Genomic DNA, 18,458 nt, shown 5'->3' on the forward strand with positions numbered 1-18,458 from the left:
GGTGATTGCCGTACCGGTAAATGCCAGTACCAGTGTTTCACACATGGTACCAATCATATCTTTTCCGATCTTTAAACCGGTTCTATAGATTTCTCCGGAACTCATCTTATGGTTTGTTTCCTTCATCTCATATAGCGGTGCCGCCACAGACATGGTCATATCCATAATGGCTCCCAGAGATGAAATCAGAGTGCCGGCAAACAAAATATCTCCCACCTTCATACCGGAGCTGTTGGAAACCAGAATCAATTCTTCCACTTCATCCAGCTTATATCCGTCTACCGCTAATATCCCTGCAAAAATGGCAAATACCAATGCCGCAATCAAGATTCCAACAATGGTAGAGAGGATTGCTGTCCAGGTCTTTGCCGAAAATCCATTCAGCAGAATCATGGACACCGCAGACGCTGTGACCGCCATGAGCACAGTTGCCAGTACCGGGTTCCAGCCGCTGTAAATTGCCGGAATGAGAAAGCCAATCAGTAACAGGAACACATAGAGCAGCCCAATTACGCTTTTGATGCCCTTACTCCTGCCAACCAGCGCCATCAGCAGGATAAAGATCACTGCAATTGCCGCAATCCCTTTGGTTCTGTCATAATTAAAAATAGAATAGTAAGGCGCAGCCCCCTCCGGCATATCCGCCTTGACCAAAACTGCCTGCCCCGGCTTTACATAGATATTGTGTGTGGTAGAGAGGATATTGTCAAATTCCAGTTCTTCCCCTTTCTGCCTGCCTTCTTTTATATAGACCTTCACCCTCTGAGTACCAAGGGTACGGGGATCATTGCCGTCTGCTCTCTCTAATTCCTCTGACAGAACTTCCGTCACTTTTCCCTTCACATACTGAATCGTGCTGGTATCCGCAAACTCATAAGACATGTCCGTTCTATTATAAAAAATAATTGTTGCCGCAATGGTCAATAGAAATACCGCTAAAAATGCCAGCCATCTTTTATCCATCAGATATTTTTTTAACATCTGTAATCTCCTGTCCGCAAAAACAGAGCTATCTCAGTAGCCCTGTTTTTTAGTTATCCATTGTTTTTTAGTTATTCAATATTTTTTAGTTATTTACTTTTTCTTAGACTTTATAGTAATGCTGCATACCGCTTTTTTGCCGCTTCCATCTTTAGCTGTACAGGTAATTTTAACTGTACCGGTCTTTTTCGCTGTAACAACTCCCTTAGGGCTGACCGTAGCGATCCTATGATCCGATGTTGTCCAGGTTACTTTCTTATTGGCTGCATTAACCGGTTTTACAACAGCACTCAGTTTCAATTTTCCTCCCTTTTTCATATTGGCTTTTTTATCCATGGAAATTTTGGAGGCTTTTATTTTCTTGTTTACTACCTTAACTCTTACGGAATCTTTTTTACCATTTGCTGTCTTTACCTTAATTGTAACCGTTCCTTCTTTTTTGGCTGTAACCACGCCTTTGGAATTAACCGATGCTACTTTTTTATCGGAGGAACTCCAGGTAAGATTTTTATTGGTTGTGTTCTTTGGTGAAACAACTGCTTTTAACCAGGTATATTTCTTACCTTTTTGAATGGTAATCTTGCTGTGGCTTAATTTTACTTTAGAAGCTTTGACAACTGCCGGCTTATCTGTTCCCTGTTGTACTGCCTTGACAATCACGGTTCTTTTCTGGGTTACCGTATTGCCTGCCTTGTCACTTACGGTATAAGTCAGTGTGTAAGTTCCGGGTTTTGCTGTATCTACCTCTCCGGTGCAGATTACTTTCCCCGTAAGGTCGCCGTCCCGGTCATCCTTTGCGCTGACTCCCTGCATTTTATCAAACTTACTTCCTGTTGTGATAACCGTACTTGACGGAATGGTTAATACCGGAGCTGTCTTATCCGGTACTACCGGCTGTTCTTTTGCTTTAACGGTTACCTTTCGAACAGCTTCCCCTTTGTTTCCTGCCTTGTCGGTAACTGTATAAACCAGTTCTGTAGTGCCCGGACGGGATGTATCTACCTGCCCCTGAACCTGAATAGCTGCCGTTATATCTCCATCTACATTATCTGAAGCGCTTACGCCTGCCATAGGATCAAATGCATCCCCTACCGTAAGTACTGTATTTTCCGGGAAACTGATTACAGGTGCTATAGTATCCAAAACCTCTTTCTCTGTGGTAACTGTTAAATCCAGGAAATCAAAATATACATCGGAACTGTCGATACGTCCATTGTGGATTTCCACTGCTATGGTGTTGATACCATCCTTTAACATGCTGAAATCTTCCAGTTGAAAAGTCCCTTTCAGCGGGTCACTCTTGTTAGAACCGCCATAGGACATATTGCTTTCAAATCCGCCTTCCGGCTCATAATAGGATGCTGCTTTTTGTCCATTGATGTAAACAATTGCCGCGTCATCATACATCAGGCTTCCGGTGAGATCCACTACATTCTGTGCATCTGCAAGTTCAAATGTGGTGCGGAAGAAATACGTTGGGATATCATCTTTTGTACCATCTATATACTGAGTTAAGAGGGTATTGGGAATGCATCCTCCGCCTAAGTCTGCAATCTGTCCTTTTTTAGCTCCAAAGCTTCCCTTTGCAGTAAGCCATGCAGAATCATCAAAGTCTGGGACGGTCCATGCCGTTCTGCTTTCCAGGTTCTCTGCCGGATCGGTGTTGTTATCCAGATAGTTCCATATGGTATCCTGGGTTGTAATAAGCGTTGTCTCTTCAATTGTGGCTTCTTTTACCGTTACGATTCTCTTTCTGACCGTTTCATTTCCTGCAGCATCGGATACTCGATATGTTAATTCATAGGTTCCCGGAGTGAGGTTGTCCACGCTGCCTTCTACCTTAACGGACGCTGTGATATCTCCATCTCTGTCATCCACTGCCGTAATTCCATCCATGGGATCAAACGCTTCGCCGGTTCTCAGTTCGGTTGCCGCCGGTACATTTAACTCGGGAGCCGTCTTATCTTCCTCCAGTACGGTTATGGTGCGTACAATTTTCGTTTCATTTCCTGCGGCATCGGATACGGTATAAGTTAAGGTATACTGACCTGCTTTGCTGGTATCTACACTGCCTTCTACTTTTATTTTGCCTGTAATGTCCCCGTCCTTGTTGTCTGTTGCCGTTACCCCTGCTAACGGATCAAAAGCTTTGCCTATGATTACGGTATCATTATCCGGAGTGGTAATTACGGGTGCAATAAAATCAGCATTTGCATCCACACCTTTATAAATGGTGAAATCATCTACCAGACTCATGTCACTTGTGCGGTATGTGGTAAACTGCATAGAGGTATCCGTTACCTTCACATTGGTGATATTGGGAACGCTTTCCTGGTTTTTCACAGCTGCAAACGGATAATCGTAATTCAGAATGCTGTAGAACTTACTTCCGCTGGCTGAATTCGCTGTTAAGTAAAGTACTTCCCCCTCGCCCGGGTTAACCACCTGGGATTCCACATTGTCCGTTTTAACCGGGTTTGTACCATTCATCATATAGGTTCTGGTATATACATGGTCATGTCCCATAAGGACAGCATCAATACCTAAATCAGAAAATACAGGAGGCAGCTCATTCCTTCTCTGGATAATATCAGAATCCTGGGTGTGGGATGCCGTACTGTATACGGAATGATGGAAGGTCACCACTTTCCATTTGGCATCAGCTCCCTGTGCGGCTACCGTATCTTCCAGGAACTGTTTGTGTTTTGCAGTACTTTTATCATTGGAATTAATGGACATGAACAATACATCATCGTATTTGTACCAGTAATCCCCGCTGAATTCCCCTGCTGTAACCGTTGCCTGGTCTACATTGGGAATATTAAAATGCTCGCTGTATGCATTGCTTTTGGTATCATGATTCCCTACATTAGTAGCAATAGGGAGGCTTTTCAGTTCTTCCGGTGCCAGATAGGACGTATACTGGCTTTCACTGTTATTTGTATTTACCTGATCCCCTGCTGAAATCAGAAAGCTGCTTTCCGGAAACTGGGTCATTGCCTTATTCAGCGTATTTTCCCAGCCCTTTTGATCTGCTGCCTGGGAACCAGCCCCGATCTGAGGATCTCCTGCCAGAAGAAAACTAAAACCGCCGTCAAAATTCTCGGTGTCATAATCATAGAGCTCTGACCAACTGCCATCATTACCCACACGGTATACGTACCGGGTATTTTCTTCCAGCCCGGTTATCGCAGCCTTGTTGCTGTAATATCCGCTTTTATTTGTGGCTGCCGCCGTAACAGCTGCTGCTTCCATATGCACCTGCGGGAAATCCTCACCCGACATATCTGATTTTTTCGCCCACTGCACTGTACCGGCACCTGCAGACTTACTGTACCAGTTTACATAGATCTCTGTTTCGTCAGCGCCAACCCCCAATGAAAGGGAATCCACTTCCGCTTTCTGGTCAGCCGCAAGAACAGGCATTGTAAATGTTACAAGCATTAACCCCATAGTTGCCATAGCTAATAATTTTTTCATATTGTCCTCCTGTTTTTCAAATATACCCGATAACAATACATGATTGATCTGGTCACAATCCGGTTATCATTTCTGTTATATTCTAGGGGGACAATGTTAATAATATTTACTAATTATGTAAATTATAGGTAAAAACTGAAAAATAAGGATTTAATCATTTATCGACTTCCAATTCGCCTGACATCTGCTCAAATTCCACCCGTTCAAACTCCTGTATGGAAATACTCTTTTTATTTGGGTTAGCAAAAACAAAGGTTTTATCCACATTTTCCAGGTAATTCTGGATCTTATCATTGGTGGCACTGATGATTACCTGAAAGCCCAGATCCCGGATCAGATTAATACAGCTTGCCACTTTTTCTCCGTCCATCTTGGAAAACGCCTCATCCAGGATCACCAGGCGTATGGTGGGATTTCTCTGGATCTTCGGCGGCAGGTTAAAGCGGTACGCCTGGGCAAAGCTTGCCAAAAGTGCCACATAGAGGGGATTTTGTCCCTCACCGCCAGAATTTTTCTTAAGCATTTTGCTCAGATGTATCTTAATCGTCTCGTTTTCACTTTGAATGGTCTGCTGCATATCAAAAGAGAGGTATGTCCGGTAATCGGCGTACTTATCCATGTTGCGCTTAGCCTCTTCCATTTCTTCCGGCGTAGCATTTTCCGGCGGGATAAAAATAGAGATCAGTTCCCCGATCAACTCTCCATAGTGGTTTTCATGGGCAATGGTAAATAAATTCATCTGGTTTTCCATAGACAGGGACAGATCCGAAGGATTGATTTCCAGAGAGTCATCCATGAACATATCGAAAAATCTTCCATCCGGTCCTTTATTTTTCGCAAAAATAAACTGGTATTTATCCTTGCCGAAGTCCAGTCTGCTGATAATTCGGTTCAATTCATCTTTGCGCTGCATTGCCTCTACAATTGCGCTGCGGATCTTCAGCATGAAATCGTTCTTAAATTCCCTGGTGGCAAGACGTGCCCGCTCCCCTGCTATTTCCATAAACTTAGGGAGATTGTCGCATTTTAAACTCTCTAATAATTCATCATACTCTCTGTTATCTTCTCTGTCATGGGCAAATCCCCTGGTTGGATAATGGAGCAGATATTGGTGGCGCAGGGCACACAACTCCCGGAAACACTCTTCCTGCCCCCGAAGTGCCATATTCACCAGACCGGTAAAATAATCCCGCAGCTTCTCAAAGTTGGGATTAGTCTTTTTCTTCAGATATTCCTGCACCTCCGTATCCATGGCTGGTTCCGCGGGGAAATTCTTTTCTTTCCGGGTCAGTTCCTCTCCCAGATTCAGATGCAGGCGTTTTCCTTCCACGATCTCCTCCTGCTTCTTCCACATGGCTTTCTGAATGCTTTCCCTCCACCTTCTCTTTTCTTTTTGAAGTTTCAGCAGTTCATTTCTATTTTTTTCCAGGGAAGCGATATCTTTTTCCCGGAGTTTTTGGATTCTCAGTTCCAGATCCTTCTTTCCCTTCTCCTTATCCCTACAGTCCCGGATATCCGCAAGCCAGTCCAGGTATTCTGCCACATCATTTGACAGGCTTTCCATCCCCAGCATTCTGTCATAGGATCTTCTGGTTTCCAGCCTGGGATCCAGTTCTTTCACCAGTTCCTGGCTTCTCTTATTCAACTGCTTCATCCGTCTGCGCAGGCTGTCTGCTCCGATATAAGCCCACCTGGTATAATTATCCGGGTTGATGTGCTGCAGCTTAAAGCCCTGATACAGTATACATTCCGGCGTAATTCCAATTACAGACTCTCTTAGCTCCTCCACGCTGGTGCATTTCATAACATTTCCAAGGAGAAAGTTGATATAAGCCCGGACATAGCCTTCTTTTGCAGTGACTTCCTCTGCCAGAGAACCCTTTTTGCACCGGTACTCCCTTTGCATTATTTTCTCCGTATCCAAAACGGCTGCCTGATAATATTTCTTTTTATCCAGACTTTGGTAAATGTCCATTGCTTCTCTGGCAAATGCCGGTTCTACGATAATCGCCAGCTTGTGGTTGCCCATATATCCTTCAACTGCATTTAGCCATTGTTCATCCCGAATGTCCAGAAGGTCAGCCAGTATGTCCACCTTAACCGGTTTTCCGGCTTTTTCACAAAGCCGGTATGCCAGCTGCTGCCTTGCATCCTGCAGTTCTTTGGGATATGATTTTCTCCCATGGTGCAGATCTTTTAATTCCTCCAGAATCTTCTTCTGCTCCGTTTTCAGAGCACGGATATCCATGTCCAGATCCTGCTTCTGTTCGGTTACTTCGGTCATCAAATCCCGGACTGATGCCTGTAAATGAAGTAATTCCACCTCTGAAATTTCATATTTGATAAATTTTTCGATATCCCAGATGACAGAATTAGAGGTCATATCCTGTTCCACCCATTCTTTGAGCCTCAATCCGGTCTGGTCCCAGCGCGCCTTGCTCTTCCCCATACGCTCCAGCAGCTCGTTGATGCTGATCAGCTGCTCCTTCAGCTCTTCATATCCCGTTGCGGAAATATGCTTCAATATCTCATCGGCGGTCTTCCCCAGTTCTTCAATTTCCCGGTCTAAAACCTGAATCTGCTCTTTCTGCCCCGTTATATCCTGTGTATAGAGAATAACTTTGTTCTGAAGGGCGGCCACCCGCTCCCTGAGCTGCAGAATGTCCAGTTTTTCCGTAAAATAACTGTATTTCTTACGTTCCTGCTCTTTCTCACAGACTTTCTGGTGCCAGTTGTGAATTTCTTTCAATTCCTCTATTTCTTTGCAGGTATCTTCTATTTTTTTACGCATTCTGCCATACTGCATAACACTTTCCTGCATATCTTCTATATGGATATCCTGTTCCATGCAGATGTATTCTTTTACAAAGTCCTCCAGCCTGATGTTCATCTTAAAGGGAATTGCACGTTTGAACAAAAGCGGGAACTTCTCCATGTCCAGCCCGCCCAGATAGACATCGTAAAGCTGTCTTCTGAAACGTTCATTGTGGGAAGTGTAAAAATGCGCTTCCTTTGCAAAGCGCTGCTGCAGGTCTGTTTTTATTTCAGACACCGACATGCATCTCTGTTCTGTGCGGTAGCCATGTTCCAGGAGGGGACCACTATGCCAGAAAAACACCCTGCCTATCTCGTTAGTGGAAGTATTCACATCAAATGCCACGCCGACGCACTGGCATTCCAGGGTATCGGTACGTGCCAGCTCCAGAACAATGGTACTGGAGAAATTCTCATTTCTCAGATAGGAAAATTCATTATCATCCCCAATGTTGATCATCCCCCGGAGATATTCAATCAGGCTTCGGTCCGAATCGTCTGCCGCTGCCTTATTAAAAAATCCTCTGCCGTCCGTATTTGCATACAGCACAATCTGCATGGCATCTATAATGGTTGATTTTCCGCTCCCGGAATGTCCGGTGAAAAAATTAATTTCCTGGTTAAAGGAAAGAATTTTACGGTCTATGTAATGCCAGTTGTTCAGACACATTCTGGACAATGCTTCAAATTTATGCTTCGTCTTCGGTTCCTTCATTTGGTTCTCCTTCTGGTTCTGCTGCTATATCTGCTTCTTGTGTTTTTTCCATCTCATTCGTCTCTGCAGTCGCTCCGGCTTTTTGGGGTTCTTCCATCTTGTTTTCCTCTGCTGTCATTCCGGCTTCCAGGATTTCTTCCATCTCATCCCCTTCGTCTTCCTCTGTATCATCCACATCCTGTATCGCACCAAAGATCTCCGCCGGTTCCGCTCTGAGGGATTCTAACATCTCGAGGATATCGTCTGTCATAAGCACTACATTGACACAGGGATAAATAATCAGACGGGCGTTTTGGTCCAGTTCATCCATGGCATCAAGAGGCTCAATAATCTGGTACTTTTTCAGCAGTGCCACCGCCCGGCGCACTTCCGTATTGGAGGGCCTGTCTTTTAGCAGATGAAAACTTCCCACCCGTTCATTCAGGTCTCCCAGTGTTGTATAGACATTTACACTGGTGGATGCTGCGGACATCTGTTCATCATAGATCAGCTTCAGGATTAGAATATAGAGCGTAGCCAGCCTGGGCAGCTTTTCTCCCACTATGTTTTCACCCTGTATATAGATAATGCCTCCCTGGCTGTTATCCAAAAGGGCAATGCCGCTGACTGCCAGGTATTCCCGGATAAACTCAAGGTGTTTATTGCAGATCCGGTAATCTTTATTAAACTGGAATCTGCCCGTTCTCTTATCGAATTTCCTTTCTAATACAAAAGTCTGTTTATATAAAAGCTGGATGACTGCAGTGACTTCCTGCCTGTCCTCCAGGGATAAATCATCGTAATACGTAATCATTCCTATACCCTCCTGTGGCATTCTTTGGATATTTTACCGCTTTATAAATGTCAGATCCGGATAGCGGTACTGTCCGTTCTCAATTAATGCCACTTCCTGGCTCTCTACCGCAAATCCACTGCCCTTTCGTATGGCATAGTCATATGCCAGAATCAGCTGTTCAAAATCCTCCATAGTCTTAATACCGGATTCCGATACCTTCATTCTTCCATTTTTCATCCTGGATTCCATAAATTCTTCGATTTGTTTTTTGCTGTACCGGTTGTGAAGGCGGTTGAGTTTCAGTATTTCTTCCCGGCTTAATTCTTCCCGGACTTCTTCCGGCCCATTCTCAGCATGAAAGCTGCCTTTTTGCCGTCTCTTTTTATAGAGTGATTTATCAGAGAGAATTTCAAAGGAAGATAAATTCAGCCTGGATGATACCTCTTTGATTTTGTCTTCCTGCCCTTCGCCTTCCGCCAGTTCATTTAGCAGCTGGATAACCAGCCCCCGCCTGTCCGCCTCTCCATTCAGGAGATAGTTGAGTCTGGTTACGGTAGCCCGCACATACTTCATGTGTTCTCTGTCCATAAAGGATATCCGATGTTCGATATCATCGAAACCACGCTCGATGTCATCCAGAATCCGAAGCATTTCCCCTTCTTCAACCTTTTTTTGCTCCCGCTGGCTCATCAGGGATATCCACTCCATATCTGACTGCATTTCCCTTATCCATCCTTTGATATCCGTTTTGTACAGATAAAAGTTATCGGATGTTTTCAGAATATGATATTTCTTGTTGATAATCTCTTCCACATATCCTTCCAGATGCTCCTTTAATAAATCTGCATAGTTCTTCTGCTCCAAGAGGCTGTTAAAAAACTTATCCATGTTGTGGAGCATATCCTGCAGGGATTTATTCAGCTTTCGTACATTTACAAGTGCTGTTTTCAGCAGACTGGTATTGGCCCGGGGATCATTTTTAAAAGAAAAGAGAATTGCGTAGATATTCTGGATATAGATTTGCGTGTCATCTTCTTCATCGTTGGACAGACGCTCAAATGCATCAATAAAAATAGCGGCGTAATCGGGTATGATAATATTTGTCACCTGCATATAAAAATCATCCAGCTTCTTCAGCCACTGGGCCTTCAGCAGCCAGTTCAGAATTCTGGTCGCCGGCGGTTCCAGTATATCCAGTTCCGATTCCAGTTCCTCCTTCTGCATCATCACGCGCCGCTGTGCAAAATAGTCCCCCAGGATCTGAATACAGACCTCCCTGCTTAAAAAATAGCTGTTATACTGATATTCTTCATTAATTTTCAGTAAAGCTTCCATGTAGGTATTCCGGTTGGGAGAACGGAACAGACTCCAGAAGCTTTCTGGTATTTCATATAATAACTGCATGTTTATACCCACTGCATATTACAGACTTTCCTGCAATACTGCCATCTTAAAACAGTTTGAAAGAATCACACCGTGGCATCCTTTCTATATTGTAATTTTCTTTCAAACTTATACCCCTGCATACCGCAGACAGGTCTGCGGTACTGCATTAATAAGTAGTTTGAAACGCTTTTGTTCCAAACTAGAGCCTCCCGGCGTAAATACGCCGAGTGGCTCTATACCCTATAAATCTTTGGATTTCATGTGAATGTGTGTACCTTATAACCGAAGCCCTTTGATATCCTTTATTCTGGATAGAATAACGTTGCAGCTCAGGTCTGTGACACCCGGCAGCCGGTACATCACATTTTTTAAAAAAATTTCCATTTCTTCATGTCCTGCCGCGACTGCGTGTACATGAAGTTTGCATTTCCCGGAAACCTGGTAGATCTGTGTGACCGTATCATCCGCCTCCAGAATCTTTATAATCTTCGGCTGATCGTCCGGTTTCATTTCTATTTCAAAATAACAGGATATGGCACCAGTTATTTTCTGAGGGTTGATTACCGTTGTATATTCTTCAATCACTCCCCTTTCTTCCAGTGCCTGGATTCTGGACTTTACAGCCACTCTGGAAAGGCCCACTGCTTCCCCGATATCCGAATAAGACATTCTGGCATTATGTATCAGTAATGCTGCTATTTTTTGATCAATTTCATCCAGACCGCTTAAAAACATTTATCCTGCCCCTTCTTTCTATTTATAGTATCCTTAATCATATCATTTTCTACGTTATATCACAAGATTTTTTAGCGGGCTTCCCTGATTTCCCTATTGCCAGACAGGGAGTAATATGTATTAGATATTTTACGAAAAATCTTATTTGGTTTGACATCACACTGGTTAAATGTTAGTCTACTTACATAATGAATATTTTTAATTACGTTTCGTAAGCAACGTGGAATCAGGAGGAAATTATGCAAAAAGATCTTACAACCGGAAAGGTTACTTCCGTCATGCTCCGCTTCGCAGTGCCCATGATTCTTGGCAACCTGCTTCAACAGCTTTATAATGTAGCCGATACGCTCATCGTAGGCAAATACCTGGGAGCAGGTCCCCTGGCAGCTGTGGGCTCTTCCTTTACCCTTATGGTGTTTTTGACATCCATTATTCTTGGACTGTGTATGGGCAGCGGAATTGTGTTCTCCATGCTGTTTGGAGGCAGAGATACAGAGCGTTTAAAGTCCAGTATATTTATTTCTTTTGTTCTGATTGGTGCGGTCAGTCTCATGATAAATATTACTGTATTATGCCTTCTTTCACCACTTTTGTCCCTCCTGCAGATTCCCTCTGATATTCTGTCGGATACAAAAGATTACCTGCGCATTATATTCTGCGGCATCATGTTTACCTTTCTCTATAATTATTTTGCGGCTCTGCTGCGAAGTATGGGCAATTCCCTAGTCCCGCTGGTTTATCTGGCTGCTTCCGCTATCATTAATATATTGCTGGACTTACTCTTGGTTCTGGTCTTCCATATGGGGGTAGGGGGGGCTGCCCTTGCCACTGTAATTGCACAGGGGATTTCCGCTTTGGGCATTACAGTTTATTGCTTAAGACGCCTCCCGGTTATAAGGATCAGCAGAAGTCATATGCGCTTTAACCGTGAACTGACAAGGGATATCATACAGTACTCATCCCTTACCTGCATCCAGCAGTCCATCATGAATTTTGGAATACTGATGATTCAGGGACTGGTTAACAGCTTTGGTGTTCAGGTTATGGCTGCCTTTGCCGCTGCGGTAAAAATAGATTCTTTTGCCTATATGCCGGTACAGGACTTTGGCAATGCTTTTTCTACCTTTATCGCCCAGAACTTTGGTGCCGGGAAAACAGAACGTATCCGTATGGGCATCCGGTCAGCCATAGCCACCGCTGTGATTTTCTGCCTCTTTATTTCAGCGGCTGTAGTTTTATTTGCAGATAAGCTGATGCTTATATTTATCCAGCCAAAAGAGACGGAAATTATCGCCATCGGAACCCAGTACCTGCGCATAGAGGGTTTGTGTTACTGCGGCATCGGATGCCTTTTTCTGCTCTATGGACTGTACCGGGGCATTGGCAAACCCGGCATTTCTGTGGTCCTCACCATAATATCCCTGGGCACCCGCGTTCTGCTGGCATATGTTCTGGCGCCGGTTCCATCCATCGGGCTTCCGGGCATCTGGTGGTCAATCCCCATCGGCTGGTTTCTGGCTGATGCAGCCGGACTACTTTACTACAAATATAACAGCTTTTTCACTCGACACCATTCTTAAAATCAGCTATAATGTCATTTATGACGTACTCTTTGTACAATTTGTTCCACTTAGTGTACATTTTGGACAAGGATCTACTTCCTGGAAATTAACATAACCGTCAGAGCATTTTTGCTGTGACATACAATCGAGAAGGACGACAGAATGGCCAGTTTAGCAAAAGAATTGAAATATCAGAAATTACATAAAGAAATCAAAGACATCTCCCTTCACCTCTTTTTGAAAAATGGCTTCGATGAAACCAGTATCAATGACATCGTGAAAGCAGCCGGATGCTCACTGGGAACTTTTTACAAACACTTTAAAGGAAAAGAGATGCTGTTTATCGAAATCTGGGACGAGTATGTATCCGGGCATACCAGGCAGATGATCACTTTCGCACCGGAGGACCCATCCAGCCAGGAAATGGTGGATTACATAATTAAAAAAGCATATGACTATGGACATAACGAAATTACCATTAAGCTTTATCCGATCAGTCAAAAACTTGCGATCTCTTATAACTACCCCCTCCTGCATATATGGGCAGGCCAGGCAACCGATTTAATGCTGAATTTTATTCGAAAAACCTGCCCCGATATGTCCCTTGCCCGCGCCAACACCATAGCAAATACCTGGCGGTGCCTGATTGATAATTATGCCATGTCCTTTGTATGGCTTAAAAATCGACGATACTCCTTTTATTCTGAAGAATTAAAAGAGTGTTTTCTAAAGCTTCTGGAACTTTAAAACACATATTAAAATTCAACTTATCAATCTTCATAACCCAAAAAAATAATCTGAAAATTTCTCTTGACATTTTATCGCCACAATACTATACTATGCATAGTATATAATACATAGTATGCATAACAGAGTATCAGGAGGTACTAAATGGATATACAAAGAAAAAAAGGGCTGCTGGATATCTGTGTACTGTCCGTCTTAAAACAAGGTCCTTCATATGGGTATTTGATCAACGGAGAGGTCTCGAAATGTATTGAGATTTCCGAATCAACCTTATATCCCATCTTAAAGCGGCTGGAGTCCACAGGCAGTCTCACAACTTATAAGCAGGAATACAACGGACGCACCCGGAAATATTATAAGATTACAGATGCAGGCATTGCAAAGATCCGGGAATTTTTAAATGAATGGGAAGAAATGAGACAAATTTACTCTTTTATAGAAAAAAATAGCCAGGAGGGGTCATTATGAAGCAGGAAGAATTTTATAACAAATTAATGGAACATTTATCTGAAATACCAGACGCTGACAAAGAGCAGTTAAAGGAATACTACCAGGAACTGATCTGTGATGGATTGGAACAGGGTCGTGAGGAAGAAAATATCATAGCAGGCTTTGGAACCATTGAATCCATAGCCAAACGCTTCAAAGAAGAATACCGGGAGATTGGAATACCCAGACAGTCAGGGACTCATACCGGCCAGGAATACGTTCATAATCCTGGTTATACTTCTTCTACTCCGGTCCACACCATTAACGTGGAAGCGGAAAATGTACGGATTGAAGTTATACCTGTTACCTCCGGAACAATCCGAGTATTATTTAATCCCCGGGAAAACTGTGATTTCGTAACCTTTTCGGAACATGACGGAGAATTTAACTTCCGTCACACCATGCGTAATTTCCTCTCATGGAACTGGCGCAGCCTCTTCCATGGTCCTTGGGTCCTGACCTTGGAGGTCCCGGTTGATTTTGCAGGTAATCTGAGAGTGAAATCCTCCAATGCTGCTATTACTGTAAATGGGTTAAAACATCTGACCAACTCCCAGTTTATCACCAGTAATGCCAGGATCCGTGTTGACAACTTCCATTGTAATTCTGCCCTGATTCAGAGTACCAATGCATCACTAGATTTGAATAACTTATCCGGTGACCAGTTAGAAGCTGTTACCAACAACGGTCGTGTTACGGCACAAAGATGTACCTTTACCTTCGGTCTCCTCCTTTCTACCCGCAATGGCGCCGTAGAAGGCAACAACCTGATCGGCGATAACATTGTCATGAAAACCAGCAACGGCGCTGTCCGTGGCTCAATCATCGGTGATATCCGGGAATATTCCATCCAGAGCCATACTGTAAATGGATCCAATAATCTCCCCAATTGTAATTATCCCGATCAGAAAAAACATCTTGTTGCAAAGACCAGTAATGGCCGCATTGATGTGGCATTTATACGTTAAGTTGCAGCCGGCTTTACGGCGAAGTCAATACTCCCCAAAAGAAGGGCGCATAGGGGGCTATGTAACCTGAATTTGGTGCAAATATGACGCAAATTGGGGTGTGCAGATGAATTGTCCATTCTCAATTCTCAGCACACCCCAATTTTTTATTCATCCATCCTGGAGAATGTCATTGTATATACCAGGGTTCCAATCGCCGTATAATACACGCCTATTTTTACCCTGTAGCTTTTTCCATTTACCCTGATGAGAGCCGGCATTTCTTTTTTAATATATTCCATTTCCCATTTGTTGTCAGTGCAATACTTTTCAATTTCGTTAAAATATGCTTCCATTGTAGCAGGTTTTTCATTTAGATCCACCATCAGAGATGATCTGCCGGCCGGCATTACCTGATTCAATTCATCCGCAATTTTCATTAAGGACACGTATTCCATGACCCATAATACCACCAGCACCAAAGCATTCACCAGTATAACATAACGTACTGTCTCCGTTAAAAACGACGCTATTACAATCACAAGCATTATGATCAGAAACAGCCAATAATAAACCGCCGTTCCAGTTAACCAGCTGTGTTCCTTTGGCGTTCTTCCATATAGCAGGCAGCAACAGATTCCCAGCAGCAGATAACCTGCCATGACAGCAGGAATATAGGGAAGTACCATAGTCAATCCCGCCGCATCTCCTGTAAGACTCACTACTAAAAGTGAACTCATCATCAACACCAATCCCAAAAAACTGCCTTTTAATCCACATTCTTTCAAATTATCCACACTCATTTTAATCCCTCCCGAATCAAATCTCTCAGCTCTTTTAAATATTTTCTAGAAATATAGGCTGATTCCCCGTTGTCCAGTTCCGCTTTCATAAGTCCATTTGCAAGCGGCGTATATACCCGGACTTTATTTAAATGCAGTATCACAGATTTGTTAACTCTGACAAATTTGACGGGGAGCATTTTTTCCAGTTCATAAAGTTTTTTTGAAGATTCAAATATCTTCTCTTTTGTGTGAACTTGCTGGACATTCCCGATGGATTCAATCAGATAAATACTGTCACTTGGAACCCTGTAAATCTTTCCGTCTGCAGTGCAGGGCAAAATGACTGTATTATATTCTTCATTTTCAAGATACGAGGTAATCAGCTCGGTCTGAGGCGTTGCTTCATGCACATGCAGTGCTGCAAATTCCGTTTTATCCTCCGGGATTTTCTTAATCACTACTTTCATCTTTCTGCCCCTCCACAGACTTATCTTATAATATATGCGGGGAGAAATCTACATTATTTTTGTAAGCGGCCGGTTATGGAGATATAAGTGGCATAAACTTAATAGAATACATGAGCGCCGATAACCTGACCCGGTCTTCCATTATTTGTCCGGAAGAACAAGGCATTTCCAACATAATTTACACCGCTCAAAGCCTGTCTTGCAGCCTCCACACAAGACGCGTTTGGACCTCTTGCCAGAGTCGCTGCCATTATTCCTTCCGCCACGGGGACAAACTGGCCTTCCTGATATATTACCCCGTGTATTGTATTTGGAAACTGGTCACTTCTTACTCTGTTTAATACCACGTCTCCTACCGCTACTTTTCCCTCCATACTCTGATTACCGGCCTCGCATTCTATGATACAAGCAAGAAGTGTCTGGTCATCCGCCGATACTTCCATATTGGGAGCCATACTATTATAGAGTACCTCAGACTGCCCACCACCAGCAGCGGGCTGATACAGACTGCTGTCTGGTATTACTTTTCTGGCAAGAGCCTTCTCTTCATCTGCCTGCTTTTGTACGGCTTCCTTTTCCGCTTTTTCCATATCCAGCTGCTGTCCGCTCTTCTTCTGCGCCTTTATAATTAATTCATCTGCAATATTTTTAGCCGTGATCTCATCCGTACCGGTATTATTATCTCTCTGTAATGCCTTTAGTTCTGCCTCACACCTCTCTAATTTCTGAGAAGCTGTTTTGAGCAGCCGTGAAATCTCACCCCTTTTTTTATCCACATCATTTTTCAGGGATTCCAACTCTTTTTGTTCCTTTGTTAATGCTTCCTTCTTCTGTTTTAAGACCGTACGGCTCTCCCGGTATTCCTGCAAAACTTTTTTATCATACTCCTGCATATCCTTAACCAGTTCTACCGAATTAAAAAAATCCCCGATGCCGGAAGACGCAGCATACACATCCCCATAGGTGATACCTCCTGATTCATAGATCAACTGTATGCGTTTCATCATTTTTTTTCTTTTATTCTTTTCCGCTTTTTTTGCGTCAGATATCTGCTTTTTTATTTCCTTAGTCTGAGTCTGTTTTTCCCCGGTACGCTGTTCCAGATTGTTAAATTCACCATTCAAATCCTGCAGACGTTTATCCAGTTTTATAAATTCAGACTGTAATTCTTCTTTCAGTGCCGCAGCCTGATCGGGCTGCGATACCGCCTCTTTCTTTTCCGGAACAGCACCTGCGTATACCGGCGGCATCACTGATAACAAAAAAACCACTGCCGGTATCATTTTAATATATCTTTTCCCCATGCTTATCCCCGCCCTTTCGTAATTTCCAGCAGTCCATAGATCTGCGTAAAGTGAAACGTCATCTAAACCTTTAAATGCCTTTTAATCGTGAACAGACTTCCAAAAAGCCCGGTACCTATTCCTAATATTCCCGCGATCACTGTCAGCATTGGAAAAATAGTTGCTGCCGAAAGGAACGGAATACCCTTCTGGAAGACTCCCAGAGTCAAATTTACATTTTCCATTACCCATTCATAGGCTATAAAAAGAATAAACAATGGGATTCCCGTCCCAAATATGCCGATAAACAGTCCCTCCACAATAAAGGGAACCTTCACAAAAGAAGGCTTTGCCCCCATCAGCTGCATCACTTTAATCTTATCTTTTCTGGATTCCATCCCTACCGCAAGCGTATTGTTTACAAGAAACAGAGAAATCAATACCAACAGCAGCATACAGCCTGCGGTCAGCATAGCCAAAACACGGTTAGCCGTACTGAGAATTCTGACTGTTGTCTCTGAATGGGTTACCTTACGCACACCCTCCAGCCCCTTTACATAGGATACAAAGGCTGTCTGATTCTCAATACCCTTAATGCGTACCTTATAATGGTCAGACTGAGCCAATGGATTGGTATCCATATAGTCTTCAGCTACAGTTTCATCGCCTTCAAATATCTCTTTCTGGAATTCCTCCCATGCCGCATCAGCTGATATATAATTTGTCTCAATTACGTTTGCCTGCTGTCTGATCTGTTTCCCGATGTCTTCGATTTTATTCTTTTCTATTCCTGCCTGAAAAAATACCAGAACAGCCATTTCATCTTCTGCTGTTTTTAATATACGTTCCACATTTGACAGGGAAATAAAAAAGATACCAAATAAAAATATGCAAATGGACATGGTAACTACGGATCCGATCATGTATACCTTATTTCTGCGGATGTTTTTCAATCCCATTTTTAACAGATAAGAAAGTGTACTAAATTCCATATAAATACCCTCCCCATTTGCTGTCACTGATGATTTTTCCATAGGAAAATGTAATTACCCGTTTATCCATAGCTTTTATGATTTCGCTGTTATGGGATACCACTACTACCGTTGTTCCCCTCTTGTTAACCCGTTCAATCAGATCCATAATTTCAATTGCACTTTTCCTGTCCAGATTCCGGGTTGGTTCGTCCGCCAGCAGTAAAACCGGCTGATTCACAATTGCCCGGGCTATTGCTACCTTCTGCCGTTCTCCCCCGGAAAGCTGTGCGGGTAAGTGATTCTTCTTATATTTCATCC

General features: G+C 43.2%; 15 protein-coding genes. 4 read left to right on the forward strand and 11 right to left on the reverse strand.

Annotation, left to right across the window (positions count from 1 at the left end):
* The 6 genes from ACH2DQ_RS03380 to ACH2DQ_RS03405 all read right to left on the reverse strand — a co-directional run.
* Positions 1 to 981 (reverse strand): YibE/F family protein (locus ACH2DQ_RS03380; protein ID WP_395025584.1); only part of this gene is annotated, 981 nt, incomplete at its 3' end.
* A gap of 93 nt (positions 982 to 1,074) precedes the next feature.
* A complete protein-coding gene (locus ACH2DQ_RS03385) occupies positions 1,075 to 4,461 on the reverse strand; it encodes an immunoglobulin-like domain-containing protein (RefSeq protein ID WP_394912127.1) in 3,387 nt (1,128 codons plus the stop codon).
* Between the two features lie 154 nt (positions 4,462 to 4,615).
* Entirely contained in the window at positions 4,616 to 7,990 is a 3,375-nt protein-coding gene (locus ACH2DQ_RS03390; protein WP_394912126.1) for an ATP-binding protein, read from the reverse strand.
* On the reverse strand, positions 7,965 to 8,783 hold the full coding sequence (locus ACH2DQ_RS03395; protein WP_395025587.1) for a DUF4194 domain-containing protein: 819 nt from the start codon (positions 8,781 to 8,783) through the stop codon (positions 7,965 to 7,967). The genes ACH2DQ_RS03390 and ACH2DQ_RS03395 overlap by 26 nt, the downstream gene beginning before the upstream one ends.
* Positions 8,784 to 8,816: 33 nt before the next feature.
* On the reverse strand, positions 8,817 to 10,169 hold the full coding sequence (locus ACH2DQ_RS03400) for a Wadjet anti-phage system protein JetA family protein (protein ID WP_394912124.1): 1,353 nt from the start codon (positions 10,167 to 10,169) through the stop codon (positions 8,817 to 8,819).
* A 258-nt stretch (positions 10,170 to 10,427) separates the two neighbouring features.
* Positions 10,428 to 10,886, reverse strand: a complete 459-nt coding sequence (locus ACH2DQ_RS03405; protein WP_394912123.1) for an Lrp/AsnC family transcriptional regulator — start codon at positions 10,884 to 10,886, stop codon at positions 10,428 to 10,430.
* A 239-nt stretch (positions 10,887 to 11,125) separates the two neighbouring features.
* Between ACH2DQ_RS03405 and ACH2DQ_RS03410 the strand changes: the two genes are divergently transcribed.
* From ACH2DQ_RS03410 to ACH2DQ_RS03425, 4 genes are all read left to right on the forward strand, one after another.
* Entirely contained in the window at positions 11,126 to 12,466 is a 1,341-nt protein-coding gene (locus ACH2DQ_RS03410; protein WP_394912122.1) for an MATE family efflux transporter, read from the forward strand.
* Between the two features lie 144 nt (positions 12,467 to 12,610).
* Positions 12,611 to 13,195, forward strand: a complete 585-nt coding sequence (locus ACH2DQ_RS03415) for a TetR/AcrR family transcriptional regulator (RefSeq protein ID WP_394912121.1) — start codon at positions 12,611 to 12,613, stop codon at positions 13,193 to 13,195.
* A 144-nt stretch (positions 13,196 to 13,339) separates the two neighbouring features.
* Positions 13,340 to 13,663, forward strand: coding sequence for a PadR family transcriptional regulator (locus ACH2DQ_RS03420; RefSeq protein ID WP_394912120.1), 324 nt, complete (start codon positions 13,340 to 13,342; stop codon positions 13,661 to 13,663).
* On the forward strand, positions 13,660 to 14,652 hold the full coding sequence (locus ACH2DQ_RS03425) for an HAAS signaling domain-containing protein (RefSeq protein ID WP_394912119.1): 993 nt from the start codon (positions 13,660 to 13,662) through the stop codon (positions 14,650 to 14,652). The genes ACH2DQ_RS03420 and ACH2DQ_RS03425 overlap by 4 nt, the downstream gene beginning before the upstream one ends.
* 146 nt (positions 14,653 to 14,798) lie before the next feature.
* Here ACH2DQ_RS03425 and ACH2DQ_RS03430 read toward each other — a convergent pair whose 3' ends face one another.
* From ACH2DQ_RS03430 to ACH2DQ_RS03450, 5 genes are all read right to left on the reverse strand, one after another.
* Positions 14,799 to 15,434 carry a DUF4318 domain-containing protein gene (locus ACH2DQ_RS03430; RefSeq protein ID WP_394912118.1) on the reverse strand — a complete coding sequence of 212 codons (636 nt, stop codon included), beginning with the start codon at positions 15,432 to 15,434 and terminating at the stop codon, positions 14,799 to 14,801.
* Positions 15,431 to 15,883 carry a LytTR family DNA-binding domain-containing protein gene (locus ACH2DQ_RS03435; RefSeq protein WP_394912117.1) on the reverse strand — a complete coding sequence of 151 codons (453 nt, stop codon included), beginning with the start codon at positions 15,881 to 15,883 and terminating at the stop codon, positions 15,431 to 15,433. The genes ACH2DQ_RS03430 and ACH2DQ_RS03435 overlap by 4 nt, the downstream gene beginning before the upstream one ends.
* Positions 15,884 to 15,981: 98 nt before the next feature.
* Positions 15,982 to 17,187, reverse strand: a complete 1,206-nt coding sequence (locus ACH2DQ_RS03440) for a cell wall hydrolase (protein ID WP_395025592.1) — start codon at positions 17,185 to 17,187, stop codon at positions 15,982 to 15,984.
* 62 nt (positions 17,188 to 17,249) lie between these two features.
* Positions 17,250 to 18,158, reverse strand: coding sequence for a cell division protein FtsX (locus tag ACH2DQ_RS03445; protein WP_394912115.1), 909 nt, complete (start codon positions 18,156 to 18,158; stop codon positions 17,250 to 17,252).
* Positions 18,148 to 18,458 (reverse strand): ATP-binding cassette domain-containing protein (locus tag ACH2DQ_RS03450; RefSeq protein ID WP_395025594.1); only part of this gene is annotated, 311 nt, incomplete at its 5' end. The genes ACH2DQ_RS03450 and ACH2DQ_RS03445, both read right to left, overlap by 11 nt.

The sequence above is a fragment of the Robinsoniella sp. genome, from assembly GCF_034124845.1.